The 15,560-nt window shown below is 53.8% G+C and carries 13 protein-coding genes; 1 reads left to right on the top strand and 12 read right to left on the bottom strand.

Annotated features, from left to right (window positions below):
* Positions 1-41: 41 nt before the first annotated feature.
* From phoU to ACH0VJ_RS21700, 7 genes are all read right to left on the bottom strand, one after another.
* Positions 42-767, bottom strand: coding sequence for a phosphate signaling complex protein PhoU (phoU, locus tag ACH0VJ_RS21730; RefSeq protein WP_000377800.1), 726 nt, complete (start codon positions 765-767; stop codon positions 42-44).
* A gap of 14 nt (positions 768-781) precedes the next feature.
* Positions 782-1,555 (bottom strand): phosphate ABC transporter ATP-binding protein PstB, encoded by a 774-nt coding sequence (gene pstB, locus ACH0VJ_RS21725; RefSeq protein ID WP_000063118.1) that lies wholly within the window; start codon positions 1,553-1,555, stop codon positions 782-784.
* A gap of 86 nt (positions 1,556-1,641) precedes the next feature.
* A complete protein-coding gene (gene pstA, locus ACH0VJ_RS21720; protein ID WP_000212199.1) occupies positions 1,642-2,532 on the bottom strand; it encodes a phosphate ABC transporter permease PstA in 891 nt (296 codons plus the stop codon).
* Positions 2,532-3,491 (bottom strand): phosphate ABC transporter permease PstC, encoded by a 960-nt coding sequence (gene pstC / locus ACH0VJ_RS21715; RefSeq protein ID WP_000741630.1) that lies wholly within the window; start codon positions 3,489-3,491, stop codon positions 2,532-2,534. Before pstC ends, pstA begins: the two co-directional genes overlap by 1 nt.
* A 135-nt stretch (positions 3,492-3,626) precedes the next feature.
* On the bottom strand, positions 3,627-4,667 hold the full coding sequence (gene pstS, locus ACH0VJ_RS21710) for a phosphate ABC transporter substrate-binding protein PstS (RefSeq protein ID WP_000867131.1): 1,041 nt from the start codon (positions 4,665-4,667) through the stop codon (positions 3,627-3,629).
* A 166-nt stretch (positions 4,668-4,833) separates the two neighbouring features.
* Entirely contained in the window at positions 4,834-6,207 is a 1,374-nt protein-coding gene (locus ACH0VJ_RS21705) for a fructose-specific PTS transporter subunit EIIC (RefSeq protein ID WP_000162545.1), read from the bottom strand.
* A 48-nt stretch (positions 6,208-6,255) separates the two neighbouring features.
* Positions 6,256-7,074 (bottom strand): shikimate 5-dehydrogenase, encoded by an 819-nt coding sequence (locus ACH0VJ_RS21700; protein ID WP_000166711.1) that lies wholly within the window; start codon positions 7,072-7,074, stop codon positions 6,256-6,258.
* A 94-nt stretch (positions 7,075-7,168) separates the two neighbouring features.
* Between ACH0VJ_RS21700 and ACH0VJ_RS21695 the strand changes: the two genes are divergently transcribed.
* Complete coding sequence (locus ACH0VJ_RS21695) at positions 7,169-8,926, top strand: SgrR family transcriptional regulator (protein WP_000213174.1); 1,758 nt, start codon at positions 7,169-7,171, stop codon at positions 8,924-8,926.
* Between the two features lie 149 nt (positions 8,927-9,075).
* Here the strand turns inward: ACH0VJ_RS21695 and glmS are convergent, their stop codons facing one another.
* The 5 genes from glmS to atpD all read right to left on the bottom strand — a co-directional run bounded on the left by glmS (position 9,076) and on the right by atpD (position 15,534).
* Entirely contained in the window at positions 9,076-10,905 is a 1,830-nt protein-coding gene (gene glmS, locus ACH0VJ_RS21690; protein ID WP_000334070.1) for a glutamine--fructose-6-phosphate transaminase (isomerizing), read from the bottom strand.
* 188 nt (positions 10,906-11,093) lie between these two features.
* Positions 11,094-12,464, bottom strand: a complete 1,371-nt coding sequence (gene glmU, locus ACH0VJ_RS21685; protein ID WP_000934851.1) for a bifunctional UDP-N-acetylglucosamine diphosphorylase/glucosamine-1-phosphate N-acetyltransferase GlmU — start codon at positions 12,462-12,464, stop codon at positions 11,094-11,096.
* Positions 12,465-12,783: 319 nt separating this feature from the next.
* The gene (locus ACH0VJ_RS21680) at positions 12,784-13,482 is read right to left on the bottom strand and encodes a Bax inhibitor-1 family protein (RefSeq protein WP_000009903.1); all 699 of its coding nucleotides are present in this window, start codon (positions 13,480-13,482) and stop codon (positions 12,784-12,786) included.
* Between the two features lie 229 nt (positions 13,483-13,711).
* Positions 13,712-14,131, bottom strand: coding sequence for a F0F1 ATP synthase subunit epsilon (locus tag ACH0VJ_RS21675; protein WP_001251971.1), 420 nt, complete (start codon positions 14,129-14,131; stop codon positions 13,712-13,714).
* Positions 14,132-14,151: 20 nt separating this feature from the next.
* On the bottom strand, positions 14,152-15,534 hold the full coding sequence (gene atpD / locus ACH0VJ_RS21670; protein ID WP_000190499.1) for a F0F1 ATP synthase subunit beta: 1,383 nt from the start codon (positions 15,532-15,534) through the stop codon (positions 14,152-14,154).
* Positions 15,535-15,560: the final 26 nt, after the last annotated feature.

Here is a 15,560-nt window from a genome sequence, read left to right as displayed (position 1 = left end):
AGGCCCGGTAAGCGCAGCGCCACCGGGCAAAAGAATGAGATTTACTCTTTCGGATCTTTCCCCGCCAGCAGCTTATCCAGCTCATCGCCGCCCACGTGACGGAAATCCTGCCCCTTCACGAAGTAGAAGATGTATTCGCAGATATTCTGGCAACGGTCGCCGATACGCTCGATAGAGCGCGCGCAGAATAACGCGGTCAGCACGCTGGGAATGGTGCGCGAGTCTTCCATCATGTAGGTCATCAGCTGACGCACGATGCCTTCGTACTCCTGGTCAACTTTCTTATCTTCACGATAGATACGCACCGCTTCGTCGAGATCCATGCGCGCGAACGCATCCAGCACGTCGTGCAGCATCTGCACGGTGTGGCGGCCCAGTGACTCCAGACTCACCAACAGCGGCTGGTGCTGCTGGGAGAATTTCTCCAGCGCGGTACGGCAGATTTTATCCGCCACGTCACCAATGCGCTCCAGTTCGGCGATGGTTTTGATAATCGCCATCACCAGGCGCAGATCGCTCGCCGTCGGCTGGCGCTTGGCGATAATACGCACGCAGGCCTCATCGATGGCGACTTCCATCATATTAACCTGATGGTCGCCTTCTACCACGCGCTTCGCCAGCTCGCTGTCCTGGTTGTGCATAGCGGTGATAGCGTCAGAAAGCTGCTGCTCCACCATGCCGCCCATGGTCATTACCTGAGTGCGGATGCTTTCCAGTTCGGCGTTGAACTGGCCGGAAATATGTTTATTAAGGTTCAGACTATCCATTACGCACTCCTGAATTAACCGTAACGACCGGTGATATAGTCTTCTGTTTGTTTCTTCGCGGGCTTGGTGAACAGATCGTCCGTGTTGCTGAACTCAATCAACTCGCCCAGGTACATAAACGCCGTATGATCGGAACAACGTGCCGCCTGCTGCATGTTGTGGGTCACGATCACCACGGTGTAATCCTGTTTCAGCTCGGTGATCAGCTCTTCAATACGCCCGGTAGAGATCGGGTCCAGAGCTGAACATGGCTCATCCAGCAGCAACACTTCCGGGCGAATGGCGATACCGCGCGCAATGCACAGACGCTGCTGCTGACCACCGGATAGAGAGTACCCGCTCTGGTGCAATTTATCTTTGGTTTCGTTCCATAATGCGGCTTTGGTCAACGCCCACTGCACGCGCTCGTCCATATCGGCGCGAGACAGCTTCTCAAACAGACGCACGCCAAAGGCGATATTGTCATAGATGGACATCGGGAACGGCGTCGGCTTCTGGAATACCATCCCCACTTTTGCGCGCAGCAGCGCGATATCCTGGGTGTTGGTGAGAATATTGTCGCCATCCAGCAGAATTTCACCTTCCGCGCGCTGCTCCGGATAAAGCGAATACATTTTATTGAAGGTACGCAGTAGCGTTGATTTACCGCAGCCGGATGGCCCGATAAATGCCGTTACCTGATTCTTCGCGATATCCAGATTAATGTTCTTCAGGGCATGGAATTTGCCGTAGTAGAAGTTCAAATCACGAACCTGAATCTTACTCGGGGCAGTTTCAACCATACTCATTTCACTCTTTTCCTCATCCAGCGCCGCATCCGCCACGCCGTAAAATAATGCCTGATGGCGCTACGCTTATCAGGCCTACAATGTCTTTAACCGTGTTTTTTCTTCGCGAAAACAACACGCGCCAGAATATTCAGCAGCAGTACGCACAGGGTAATAATCAGCACGCCCGCCCAGGCTAATTGTTGCCATTCGGCAAACGGGCTCATCGCGAATTTAAAAATGGTCACCGGCAGGTTGGCGATCGGCTGCATCATGTCGGTGCTCCAGAACTGGTTCGAGAGCGCGGTAAACAACAATGGCGCCGTTTCCCCGGCGATACGCGCAATAGCCAGCAGGATACCGGTCATAATGCCGGAGATAGAGGCTTTCAGCGTAATCGCGGAGATCATCTTCCACTTCGGCGTACCCAGCGCATAAGCGGCTTCGCGCAGGCTATCCGGCACCAATTTGAGCATGTTTTCAGTGGTACGGATAACGATCGGCACCTGCAACAGCGCCAGCGCAATCACCCCTGCCCAGCCGGAGAAGTGCTGCATCTGCGCCACCACGATGGTGTAAACAAACAGCCCCACAACAATTGACGGCGCGGAAAGCAGAATGTCGTTAATAAAGCGAATGACTTCGGCGAGCCAGGATTTACGGCCATACTCGGCCAGATAGATCCCGGCCATAATCCCCAGCGGCGTACCCAATACGGTAGCCCAGAGAATCAACAATCCACTCCCCGCCAGGGCGTTCGCCAGCCCGCCGCCCGCCGTGTTCGGCGGCGGCGTCATTTCGGTAAACAACGCCAGCGACATACCATCAATGCCGCGCGTGATGGTGGACATCAAAATCCAGATCAGCCAGAACAGGCCAAATGCCATCGTCGCCATTGAGAGCGTTAGTGCGATACGATTCTTCATGCGGCGACGCGCCTGCATCTTGCGACGGGATTCCGCGAGCTGCGCGGTGTTCTGCATATCAAGCGTAGCCATTAACGTGCTCCCTCGTTCTTCGCCAGACGCATAATCATGAACTTAGACGCCGCCAGGACGATAAAGGTGATCACAAACAGGATCAGCCCCAGTTCCATCAACGCTGCCACGTGCAGACCCGATTCCGCCTCAGCGAATTCGTTCGCCAGCGCGGAAGTGATGCTGTTGCCCGGCATATATAGCGACGCGCTGTCGAGCTGGTAGGTGTTGCCGATGATAAAAGTGACCGCCATCGTTTCACCCAGAGCACGGCCCAGTCCCAGCATAATGCCGCCGATCACGCCATTTTTGGTGAACGGTAGCACGATGCGCCAGATAACTTCCCAGGTAGTGCAGCCGATACCGTAAGCGGACTCTTTCATCATTACCGGCGTTTGCTCGAAGACGTCGCGCATAACCGCCGCAATGTAGGGGATGATCATGATGGCGAGGATGACGCCCGCCGCCAGAATGCCGATACCAAACGCCGGGCCGGAGAACAGCGCGCCGACAAACGGAATGTTGGAAAGAATATTGCCGACCGGCTCCTGGAAGTACGTCGCAAACAGCGGCGCGAAGATAAACAGCCCCCACATGCCGTACACGATACTGGGGATCGCCGCCAGCAGCTCAATGGCGATGCCGAGCGGACGCTTTAGCCAGCCTGGCGCCAGCTCGGTTAAAAACAGGGCAATGCCGAAACTGACCGGAACAGCGATCAGCAGTGCGATAAAGGAGGTCACCAGCGTGCCGTAAATGGGCACCAGCGCGCCGTAGATATCGTTTGGCGCGTCCCATTCCTTAGTCCAAAGAAATGAGAAACCAAATTTCTGAATACTTGGCCAGGAGGAGATGATCAATGAGACGATAATACCGCCCAACATCAATAGCACAATCAGCGCAGCCAGTTTTACCAGCGCGCTGAAAATCATGTCGCCTTTTTTACCCGGCGGGTTAAAAGCAGGCTTGGTTGCAGCCATAAATTACTCTTTCCATTAAACGCGTTTTACGACGTTGCCCCTGCCGGATGGCGCTACGCTTATCCGGCCTACAACGTGGGCCTGCGGTCGAAACCGTAGGGCGGATAAGCGTAGCGCCATCCGCCAATTCGTTAATTAATACAGCGCCTTACCGTTGCTGTCTTTTATACTGGTCTTCCAGGCAGTACGAACCTGCTCAACGACGTTATCCGGCAGGCTGGCGTAGTCCAGATCATTCGCCTGTTTAGCGCCATTTTTGTAGGCCCAGTCGAAGAACTTCAGCACTTCAGCACCCTGCTCAGGTTTCTTCTGCGCTTTGTGGACCAGGATAAAGGTGGTGGAGGTGATTGGCCACACATCGTCACCTTTCTGGTTGGTCAGATCCTGCGCGAAGGTTTTGCTCCAGTCAGCGCCTTTCGCCGCATTAGAGAAGCTCTCTTCCGTCGGGCTTACCGGTTTGCCGTCGGCTGAAACCAGTTTGGTGTAGGCCAGGTTGTTCTGCTTGGCATACGCATACTCAACGTAGCCGATAGCGCCTGGCAGACGCTGTACAAATGCCGCGATGCCGTCGTTACCTTTACCGCCCAGACCGGTTGGCCAGTTCACGGTAGAACCCGCGCCCACTTTCGATTTCCACTCGTCGTTGACTTTCGCCAGGTAACTGGTGAACACGAAGGAGGTACCGGAACCGTCAGCGCGACGCACCACAGCGATGTTCTGAGAAGGCAGCTTCACGCCTGGGTTCAGTTTGGTGATGGCTTCATCATCCCACTTTTTGATTTTACCGAGGTAGATGTCACCCAGTGTTTTACCATCCAGCACCAGTTCGCCGGATTTGAGGCCTGGAATATTCACCGCCAGCACCACGCCGCCGATCACCGTCGGGAACTGGAACAGGCCTTCCTGATTCAGTTTTTCGTCAGACAGCGGCGCATCGGAAGCGCCAAAATCAACGGTATTCGCGGTGATTTGTTTCACGCCGCCGGAAGAGCCTATCCCCTGGTAATTGACTTTGTTACCGGTTTCTTTCTGGTAGGTATCCGCCCATTTGGCATACACCGGCGCAGGAAACGTTGCACCGGCACCTGTCAGGCTTGCTGCTGCAAAGGCAGAGAACGCGCTCATCGATAAGGTCGCGGCGACAACAGTTGCGACAGTGGTACGCATAACTTTCATAATGTCTCCTGCACGGTTTCGGTAAATCGTTGTTTGAGTTGCTACGATGAGCAAAATAGGACAAATTGATGACAGTTATATGTCTTGATTATGACGGTTTGATGACAATGGAAATAAAAAAAGCTGGCCCGGGGAGACACCAGACCAGCCTGCAGAGGGAGATGAATTAGACTGTTTGCGCAACCGCAGACGGTTTCAACAGCGCGTACATCAGGCCGCAGACAATCGTGCCCAGGGCAATCGAGAGCAGATATTGCATCACATGTTCTACCGCATGCGGGATCGCCAGGACAAAGAGGCCACCGTGTGGCGCCATCAGTGTACAACCGAAATACATGGATAGTCCCCCGGCGATTGCGCCACCGACCATCGTGGAAGGGATGACGCGCATCGGGTCACGCGCGGCGAAGGGAATCGCCCCTTCAGAGATAAAGCACAGCCCCAGGATAAAAGATGCATTACCCGCTTCATGCTCAGCGGCATTGAATTTCGCTCTGGCCGCCCAGGTTGCGACGCCCATTCCTAATGCCGGTACCATCCCTGCCGCCATAATGGCCGCCATTGGCATATAAGAATGAGAAGCCAGTAAACCGACGCCGAAGGTATACGCAGCTTTATTCACCGGCCCGCCAAGGTCAAAACCTTGCATTGCGCCCAGCAACATTCCCAGCAAGATAGCATTCGTAGAGGTCATATTCCCCAGGAACGTCGTCAGCCCTTCCATCACCGCAGACACCGGGCCACCCACCACGTAAATCATGATAAGGCCGGTAATCAGCGTAGACAGTAGCGGCAGAACCAGCACAGGCTTAAGCGCTTCCATTGACGCCGGCAGCTTAATATTTTGCGCCAGAAACCGTACGCTGTAACCGGCCAGAAAACCGGCCACAATCCCTCCCAGGAAACCAGCACCGCACAGGCTGGCCAACATCCCGCCAATAAGCCCCGGGGCCAGACCCGGACGATCGGCAATTGAGAAGGCAATAAACCCAGCCAGTACCGGCACCATCAGCGCAAAGGCCGCCTTACCACCAATTTGAAATAGCGCAGCCGCCAGCGTGCCCGGCTCGTTGAAGGCCTGGATACCGAAGACAAAAGAGAGTGCGATACACAATCCTCCCGCCACCACCAAAGGAAGCATATGGGATACGCCGGTCATTAAATGCTTATAAACGCCGGGTAGCTCTGTTTTACCAGCTGAAGAAGAGCGCCCGGCACTCCCCTGATAGACCTCGGCGCTATTGAAAGCATTATCCATTTCCTGCGCACTCTTTTTTAGCGCCGCGCCGGTACTGGTGCGATAGAGTCTTTTGCCAACAAAGCCTGACAGATCCAGCTCAATATCCGCCGCGATAATCACCACATCCGCTTGCGCTATCTCTTCCGCGGTCAGCGTGTTCTTCGCCCCGACGGAACCGCGGGTTTCAACCTTGATCCAGTCACCACGCTTGCGGGCTTCAATTTCCAACGCTTCTGCCGCCATAAAGGTATGGGCGACGCCCGTCGGACAGGCCGTCACAGCAACAATTTTTTTAGTCATAGTAGGGTACCCTGTTCTTTTAATTTAAAGAAAAAGCGGGAAAAAATGTTACAGACGTGACCAGGCCGCGGCTTTCTGAAACAGCACGTCATCCGGGCGAATCCCGGTATAAAGGACAAATTGTTCCACGGCCTGAATAGCAAACACTTCGGAACCGGTAATCACGGTTTTACCGCGTTCACGGGCGTAGCGGATCAGCGGCGTGACGGGCGGTAGCGCCACCACATCAAAGATAACGCTCGCCTTATCCACTTCCTGTTCGGAATAAGAGAGTTTGTCGGCATCATTACCGCCAGCCATTCCGATAGGCGTGGCGTTAATTAACAAATCGGCTTCAATACCGTCGGTATCCGGGCGCCATTCATAGCCATAGAGTTCGGCCAGTTGTTTACCTGACGCTTCATCAATCGCAACAATATAACCACGGGTAAACCCTGCATCCTTCAGCGCGCAGGCTACCGCCTTTGCCATACCACCGCTGCCACGCAAAGCAAACACCAGGTCGGGAGAGACCTTGTAATTCGCCAGCAAGCGAGCTATTGCAATGTAATCAGTGTTGTATGCCTTCAGATGGCCATTGGTATTCACAATGGTATTAACTGAGTGAATGGCCTGAGCGGAAGCATCCAGTTCATCCACCAGCGGAATGCAGGCTTCTTTAAACGGCATAGAGATCGCGCACCCACGGATCCCCAACCCGCGCACGCCGCTAATGGCCTGCGTAAGATCGGTCGGCGAGAAAGCTTTGTAGAGATAATTGAGATCCAGCGCTTCGTACAGATAGTTGTGAAAGCGTGTACCAAAGTTACTTGGGCGTGCCGCCAGGGACATGCAGACCTGCGTGTCTTTATTAATGCGCTTTGTCATGATGAATCCTCATAGAAGTTGCGATAGAGAAAATCATCGGCTAAAAAGGGGATATTAAAAATTGCTCATTCCCGTTCGGGAAATTTCACCTTTTATGACAACCCGGCACACTGAACAAAAATACTTAAAGCTACTCCAGCACTATGGCGACAAGCCCGTTAGCGTGACGCTACAGGAGCTCGCGGATGTGTTGTTCTGCACCCGGCGGCATATGCGTAATCTGTTGCTTCAGATGCAGGAGGCAAAGTGGCTCATCTGGCAATCACAGGCCGGACGTGGGCATCGCGCCCGGCTTCACCTGCGCTATAAACCAGAACAGCTGTTAAGCGAAAAGGCGGAGCAGTTACTGGAGTCTGGTCATGTTGATCAGGCCATTCAACTGCTGGGTAAAAATAAGCACCAGGTGGCGCAACTGTTGCGTTCAAAGCTGGGCTATAGCGTGCGGGCAGACTATCAGCGGCTGTGCATCCCCTATTACCGGACAATGCCGTCGCTGTGCCCCGGCATACCGTTGCGTCGCTCTGAGCAGCATCTGGTCAGGCAGATTTTTAGCGGCCTGACGCGCATAAATGAGGAAAAAGGTGAAGTCGAAGCCGATCTTGCCCACCACTGGCGGCAGATTGATCCACTGCGCTGGCGTTTTTATCTGCGCCCCGCCGTCCTCTGGCATGATGGTCAGGAGCTGACGATCGACGCGGTTATCGCTTCACTGACCCGCAGCACTAAGCTGCCGTTGTTCTCGCACTTGCAGACCATTCAGGCCACCGGGCCGCTGAGCCTTGAAATTACGCTGGCGCACCCGGATAACCGACTGCCTCTGCTGCTCAGCCATATTGATGCCATGATCCTACCGCCTGACCATACACAACGCGCTGATTTCCCGGCACATCCTGTGGGGACTGGCCCTTATGAGGTGGTGGAAAACAATGGCTTTCATCTGCAAATGAAGGCCTTTGACCACTATTTCGGTTTGCGCGGGCTGCTGGATGAAGTGGAGGTCTTTATCTGGCCGAATTTAACGGAGACAGACAACCTGGCGGAATCGCTGTCGGATAACGACACGGCAGCCTGGCTCAGTTCCAGCCTGAGCGATGAGGATTACGTTTCCGGACGGCTTAGCCAGGTATCAGGCAAACCTTCTGACAACCTGCGCGAGATGTTTCTTGAGCGTGGAGGATATTTTTTATTATGCGACAGCCGCTCCCCGCACTGGCATACCGCCGAACATCGCCGCTGGCTGCGGGAAACACTCAGCCCTTACGCCATACTCCAGCATCTGAGTGAGGCAATTCGCCCCTTCTGGGTACCGGGCGGCAGCCTGCTGTCCTCCTGGTTTCATACTATTGAGGCGGGCCCGGCCTGTTCACCTTTTATCTCGTCGTCGCCCTACGCAAAACTGCGTCTGGCCTATCACGATCAGCACCCTGAATTTCCAATGCTCCTGGATATCATGCAAGAGATCATGCGCCAGCAGGGCATTTTACTTGAGGGCGTTGAGCTGAATTATGATGACTGGGCGAATGGCAAAGCCAATGTGGATCTCTGGCTGGGGACAGTCAATTTCCCCATTCCCGAAGAGTGGAACGTCGGTACATGGCTACTGGGCTCCCCTTTACTGCGCCACGCCATCAGCGGTGGGGATGATGCGCTGCTGGCCCAATGGGAAACCCAGTGGCATGCCGAAACCATCAGCGCGGAACAACTGGTCAGGGAAACCACCCGTTCAGGCTGGCTACAACCGCTTTTTCACCACTGGATGCGACTCAAAAGCCCCGACCGGGCCAGGGGGATCCACCTGAATAACCTGGGGTGGTTTGACTTCCGATCCACCTGGATTGAGCCAGGGCCTTAAAGAAGAGAATGTGACCGGGTGCCCGTAGCGCTGGCAGGCGTAGCACCTCTTAGTCGCTCTTCAGCCACCATAGAGAAAGAACAGCGCCTGTCACGGCGCACAAAAAAAGGCCGTCTATCGACGGCCTTCTGCCTGGTACTACATTTGACTTACTCTACCGTCACCGATTTCGCCAGGTTACGCGGCTGGTCAACGTCGGTGCCTTTAATCAGCGCCACGTGATACGCCAGCAGTTGCAGCGGAACGGTGTAGAAGATAGGCGCAATGACCTCTTCCACATGCGGCATCTCGATGATGTGCATGTTGTCGTTGCTGACGAAACCCGCATCCTGATCGGCGAAGACGTACAACTGACCGCCACGTGCGCGAACTTCTTCGATGTTGGATTTCAGTTTCTCCAGCAGTTCGTTGTTCGGCGCCACCACAATCACCGGCATATCGGCGTCAATCAGCGCCAACGGCCCGTGTTTCAGCTCGCCTGCAGCATAGGCTTCCGCGTGAATGTAAGAGATCTCTTTCAGCTTCAGCGCGCCTTCGAGCGCAATCGGATATTGATCGCCACGCCCCAGGAACAGCGCATGGTGTTTGTCAGAGAAATCTTCCGCCAGGGCTTCGATACGTTTGTCCTGCGACAGCATCTGCTCAATACGGCTCGGCAGCGCCTGTAGGCCATGCACGATATCATGCTCAATGGACGCATCCAGACCTTTCAGACGCGCCAGTTTCGCCACCAGCATCAACAGCACGGTTAACTGGGTGGTGAAGGCTTTGGTAGATGCTACGCCAATTTCCGTACCCGCGTTGGTCATCAGCGCCAGATCGGATTCACGCACCAGCGAAGAGCCCGGCACGTTACAAATGGCCAGAGAGCCCAAATATCCCAGCTCTTTCGACAGACGCAGGCCAGCCAGGGTATCTGCGGTTTCGCCAGACTGGGAGAGCGTGATCATCAGGCTGTTACGGCGCACGGCAGATTTGCGATAGCGGAATTCAGAGGCGATTTCAACGTCGCACGGAATACCTGCCAGCGATTCAAACCAGTAACGGGAAACCATACCGGAGTTGTAAGACGTACCGCAGGCGAGGATCTGAATATGCTCAACCTTCGACAGCAGTTCGTCGGCGTTCGGTCCCAGCTCGCTTAAATCCACCTGACCGTGGCTGATGCGCCCGGTAAGGGTGTTTTTGATCGCGTTCGGCTGTTCGTAGATCTCTTTCTGCATGTAGTGGCGGTAAATACCTTTATCGCCCGCGTCATATTGCAGATTGGATTCGATATCCTGACGTTTTACTTCCGCGCCGGTGTTATCGAAGATATTTACCGAACGGCGAGTGATTTCAGCGATATCGCCCTCTTCAAGGAAGATAAAGCGACGAGTCACTGGCAACAGCGCCAGCTGGTCAGAAGCGATAAAGTTTTCGCCCATACCCATGCCAATCACCAGCGGACTACCAGAACGTGCAGCCAGTAGGGTATCCGGGTGACGGGTATCCATGATTACCGTACCATATGCGCCACGCAGTTGCGGGATAGCACGCAGAACAGCCTCACGCAGAGTACCTCCCTGTTTCAGTTCCCAGTTTACCAGGTGTGCAATCACTTCGGTGTCGGTTTCAGAAACGAAGGTATAGCCACGCGCTTTTAACGCTTCACGCAGCGGTTCATGGTTTTCGATGATGCCGTTATGCACCACCACAATGTGTTCAGAAACATGCGGATGCGCGTTAGCTTCTGAAGGTTCACCGTGCGTCGCCCAGCGAGTGTGAGCAATACCGGTGCCGCCATGCAGCGGGTGTTCTTCCGCTGCCTGAGCCAGCATCTGGACTTTACCGAGGCGACGCAGGCGGGTCATATGACCTTCTGCATCCACCACGGCCAGACCGGCAGAGTCATATCCGCGGTATTCCAGACGACGTAAACCTTCGAGAAGGATTTCAGCTACATCACGCTGCGCGATAGCGCCAACAATTCCACACATAGTTTTATTTCCTGATTATGGCATTACGCCATGCGTTGTCGCTGACCTGTATGCCCGTCGTTGCGGGCGCCCCGAGCCTTGTAGAGAGTGGGGTTATTTTTATAAGTACTGCTCATGGAGCGGAGGATTATTTTATCCTCTCATCTCCGGTCTGCCGGATGGCGCTGACGCTTATCCGGCTTACAAAATCACTTTTTCTTCACCGGACGCTGCCAGCCTTGCTTATGCACCTGCGGCACGCGGCTTAATACCAGTTCATTGTCAGCTACGTTACGGGTGACAGTAGTCCCTGCGGCGATGGTGGCCCCTTTACCAACAGTAACCGGCGCCACCAGTTGGGTATCGGAGCCGACAAACACATCGTCGCCAATAACCGTTTTGAATTTGTTCGCGCCATCATAGTTACAGGTGATGGTCCCCGCGCCGATATTCACGTTGTCGCCAATTTCCGCATCGCCCAGGTAGGTCAGATGACCGGCCTTCGAGCCTTTACCGAGACGCGCTTTTTTCATTTCAACAAAATTGCCGACGTGAGCGCCCGCTAACAGCTCCGCGCCGGGACGCAGGCGAGCAAACGGACCGATGGTGCAGGCCGCTTCCAGATGCGCATCTTCCACCACGCTGTATGGGCTAATTTCGCAGTCATCGCCAATAACGCTGTTTTTAATAATGCAGCCCGCGCCGATCTTCACGCGGTGACCGAGCGTTACATAACCTTCGATGATAACGTTAGCGTCAATTTCCACATCCATTCCACAATGAAGGGTGCCGCGGAGATCAAAACGTGCCGGATCGCGCAACATAACGCCGGATAACAGCAGTTTCTCCGCCTGTTCGGCCTGGTAAATACGCTCCAGACGAGAAAGCTGTAGACGGTTATTCACGCCGTCCGTTTCGCTGATGCGAGCCGGATGCACCGCGGCGATTTCCCGTCCTTCCTGATAAGCCAGCGCAATGATATCAGTGATATAATATTCACCCTGCGCATTATTGTTAGTCAGCTTAGACAACCAGCGTTTCAGGTCCGCGCCGTTGGCGATCAGAATACCGGTGTTAATTTCCTGGATCTGACGCTGTTCATCAGTGGCGTCTTTATGTTCAACGATGCCGGTCACTTTACCGTTTTCACGCGTAATACGGCCATAGCCGCTCGGATCGTCCAGCTTCACGGTTAATAACCCAATACCACCCTGCGGTTTGGCATCGCGCAGGCGCTGTAAGGTTTCAACCGAAATCAGCGGCACGTCGCCGTAAAGCATTAAAATATCTTCATCGTCGCTAAAGAAGGGCGCGGCCTGCTGCATTGCGTGACCTGTTCCCAACTGTTCCGCCTGAAGCACCCAGTTCAGCTTGTCATCTTTCAGGGTCTGTTTTAACAACTCGCCACCGTGGCCATAGACCAGATGAACCTGTGCGGCCCCTAATTTAGTAGCTGCATCAATGACATGCTGCACCATGGGTTTACCCGCCAGCGTGTGCAGCACTTTAGGAATATCGGAATACATGCGCGTGCCTTTACCTGCGGCAAGGATCACTACGCTCATAGCACTATTTAACATACGCGTCCTGACTGTAATTTGAGAACGAATTTATACTGTTTCACGTTGAAAATACTACATTTTTTTCATCGTAAAATGGAAGAAGGATAAAACGCTCACCGGGATAAAATCCCCGCCTGCTAATGAATCATTTTCGTTCATTACCGCGCCTCTTGTCTCCTGAAAAGTAAAAACACCCGCGTATTGGCAACGTAGTCCGATGTTTTTGCTGTTTTTTTACTCCATAAATAAAGAAGATAACGTAATAAAGCGCAGGGGAGTCAGAAAAGCAAAAACCAGCGACAGAGGCCGCTGGTTTTCCGTTGCGCGTATTTTTTACTTAATTACGCGACATAAAAATCCGCAAAATATACCAGAACATGGTCGCGATAGAAGCAAACAGATGTAATGCCGCGCCAGCTGGGCGATCGGTAGGGTAATGGTGAATAATGTTAGAAGTATCGTAAAGTATAAACCCGGCGCACAGCAGTACCATTAGCGCAGAAAACCAGACGCCCAGCGAGAAGCCGCAGATGACGCTGGCAATAATCGCGCCAAAAGCAATGAACCCAGCCATAGTCAGAAACGAGCGCAGAAAAGAAAAGTCTTTTTTTATAGAAAAAGCGGTAAACGTCAGGCCGCCGACCAGCAACAGAGTCGTTATTGCCGCCGCGCCAATGCTCGACGGGTTAATATACGCCGCCACCGTTAACAGGGGGGCAAAAATCAGGGATTCTGCAAACACATAAATCCCCAGCCCGATAAGTTGCGTTTGATTATTCCCCGCATTATCCGCCAGACGGGTCGCCAGCATTCCCACCAGCATAAAAGCGCCGAGAACAACCAACCAGCTATATCTTCCACCAGCCAGCAGCACATCAAGCGCATACTCCCCGACCCCTATAAAACTCCACGCCGCGCTCAATACGATAAAACCGACGATGGCGACGGCGAGATGAAGATAAGCACGACGAATAAAGGTAGTACGATCAATCCTTGAGTCGGGTTGTGGACCCGCAAAGGATGGCTGAAATGACATAGTAATAATCCCTCATTTTATGCAATAAAAACGCATCCATTCCTCCCTTCTTCGCACAATGTGCAGATGCCAATGACAGAAAGAAGGATTTAATGAAAACAGCGCTGTCGCTGAAAACGCATCGCCTTCAGCCGCTTGTTTTTGTCGTTGCTAGTTTATCGAATAAAAATTGAGAGGATAAAAAAAAACCAGTCCGCAATCAGACTGGTTTTATGCTTTCAAGCCGGTGTTACATCGCTTTTTTGGTCAACTCGATAACGCGCAGTTTAGCGATCGCTTTGGCCAGTTCCGCAGACGCCTGAGCGTAATCCACGTCACCGTGCGAGCTCTTAATGTGCTCTTCGGCTTTACGCTTCGCTTCCAGGGCTCGCGCTTCGTCGAGATCCTGACCGCGAATCGCGGTATCCGCCAGAACGGTCACGCTGCCAGGCTGGACTTCCAGAATGCCGCCGGACAGATAGATAAACTCTTCATGACCGTGCTGCTTAACGATGCGAATCATACCAGGCTTAATGGCGGTGAGCAGCGGCGCGTGCCCCGGGTAAATCCCCAGTTCGCCTTCGCTACCCGTAACCTGGATTTTCTCGACCAGACCGGAGAACATTTGTTGCTCCGCGCTGACGACATCCAGGTGGTAAGTCATTGCCATATCACCCTCCGATTAAGGCGTTAAAGTTTTTTGGCTTTTTCCACGGCTTCGTCGATGGAACCGACCATGTAGAACGCCTGCTCCGGCAGGTGATCGTATTCGCCTTCCATGATGCCTTTAAAGCCACGGATGGTGTCTTTCAGGGAGACGTATTTGCCCGGAGAACCGGTAAATACTTCCGCCACGAAGAACGGCTGGGACAGGAAGCGCTGAATTTTACGCGCGCGTGCTACCACCAGTTTATCTTCTTCAGACAGTTCGTCCATACCGAGGATGGCGATGATGTCTTTCAGTTCCTGATAACGCTGCAGGATGGACTGAACGCCACGCGCGGTGTCGTAGTGTTCCTGACCAACAACCAGCGGATCCAGCTGACGGCTGGTGGAGTCCAGCGGGTCAACGGCCGGGTAGATACCCAGGGATGCGATCTGACGGCTCAGTACCACGGTTGCATCCAAGTGCGCAAAGGTGGTGGCTGGAGACGGGTCAGTCAAGTCATCCGCCGGTACGTATACCGCCTGTACGGAGGTGATAGAACCGGTTTTGGTGGAGGTGATACGTTCCTGCAGAACGCCCATCTCTTCCGCCAGAGTCGGCTGGTAACCTACTGCGGAAGGCATACGGCCCAGCAGTGCGGATACTTCCGTACCGGCCAGGGTGTAACGATAGATGTTATCGACGAACAGCAGTACGTCACGACCTTCGTCACGGAATTTCTCCGCCATGGTCAGACCGGTCAATGCAACGCGCAGACGGTTTCCCGGCGGCTCGTTCATCTGGCCATACACCAGGGAGACTTTATCGATAACGTTGGAGTCGGTCATTTCGTGGTAGAAGTCGTTACCCTCACGAGTACGTTCCCCTACGCCCGCAAACACAGAGTAACCGGAGTGCTCGATCGCGATGTTACGAATAAGCTCCATCATGTTTACGGTTTTACCTACACCCGCACCACCGAACAGACCGACTTTACCGCCCTTCGCGAACGGACACATCAGGTCGATAACTTTGATACCGGTTTCCAGCAGTTCCTGAGAGTTTGACAACTCTTCGTAGGAAGGTGCTGCGCGGTGAATCGCCCAACGCTCTTCTTCGCCGATCTCGCCTTTCATGTCGACCGGTTCGCCCAGGACGTTCATGATACGACCCAGCGTGGCTTTACCTACCGGGACTTCGATCGGGTGTTCGAGATCTTTTACATCCAGACCGCGACGCAGACCGTCAGAAGACCCCATCGCGATGGTACGCACGATACCGCCGCCAAGCTGCTGCTGAACTTCCAGCACCAGCTTCTCATTACCATTCTGCACCTCAAGGGCATCGTACACGCGTGGTACGGCATCCTGAGGGAACTCGACGTCGACCACGGCGCCGATTACCTGGACAATCTTTCCAGTAGCCATCTTAAATCCTCTACGAAATAACCTGG

Source organism: Salmonella sp. 2020_1459, assembly GCF_043847915.1.
GTDB lineage: Bacteria > Pseudomonadota > Gammaproteobacteria > Enterobacterales > Enterobacteriaceae > Salmonella > Salmonella enterica.
The sequence above is the reverse complement of the archived record's forward strand: the minus strand, read 5'-3'. Positions and strand labels throughout refer to the sequence as shown.

Excerpts from the sequence above, each read along its gene's own strand:
- phoU (WP_000377800.1), bottom strand. The coding sequence starts at position 767 with ATGGATAGTCTGAACCTTAATAAACATATTTCCGGCCAGTTCAACGCC.
- ACH0VJ_RS21675 (WP_001251971.1), bottom strand. The coding sequence starts at position 14,131 with ATGGCAATGACTTACCACCTGGATGTCGTCAGCGCGGAGCAACAAATG.
- ACH0VJ_RS21680 (WP_000009903.1), bottom strand. The coding sequence starts at position 13,482 with ATGTCATTTCAGCCATCCTTTGCGGGTCCACAACCCGACTCAAGGATT.
- pstB (WP_000063118.1), bottom strand. The coding sequence starts at position 1,555 with ATGAGTATGGTTGAAACTGCCCCGAGTAAGATTCAGGTTCGTGATTTG.
- ACH0VJ_RS21705 (WP_000162545.1), bottom strand. The coding sequence starts at position 6,207 with ATGACTAAAAAAATTGTTGCTGTGACGGCCTGTCCGACGGGCGTCGCC.
- glmS (WP_000334070.1), bottom strand. The coding sequence starts at position 10,905 with ATGTGTGGAATTGTTGGCGCTATCGCGCAGCGTGATGTAGCTGAAATC.
- atpD (WP_000190499.1), bottom strand. The coding sequence starts at position 15,534 with ATGGCTACTGGAAAGATTGTCCAGGTAATCGGCGCCGTGGTCGACGTC.
- pstA (WP_000212199.1), bottom strand. The coding sequence starts at position 2,532 with ATGGCTACGCTTGATATGCAGAACACCGCGCAGCTCGCGGAATCCCGT.
- ACH0VJ_RS21695 (WP_000213174.1), top strand. The coding sequence starts at position 7,169 with ATGACAACCCGGCACACTGAACAAAAATACTTAAAGCTACTCCAGCAC.
- ACH0VJ_RS21700 (WP_000166711.1), bottom strand. The coding sequence starts at position 7,074 with ATGACAAAGCGCATTAATAAAGACACGCAGGTCTGCATGTCCCTGGCG.
- pstS (WP_000867131.1), bottom strand. The coding sequence starts at position 4,667 with ATGAAAGTTATGCGTACCACTGTCGCAACTGTTGTCGCCGCGACCTTA.
- pstC (WP_000741630.1), bottom strand. The coding sequence starts at position 3,491 with ATGGCTGCAACCAAGCCTGCTTTTAACCCGCCGGGTAAAAAAGGCGAC.
- glmU (WP_000934851.1), bottom strand. The coding sequence starts at position 12,464 with ATGTTAAATAGTGCTATGAGCGTAGTGATCCTTGCCGCAGGTAAAGGC.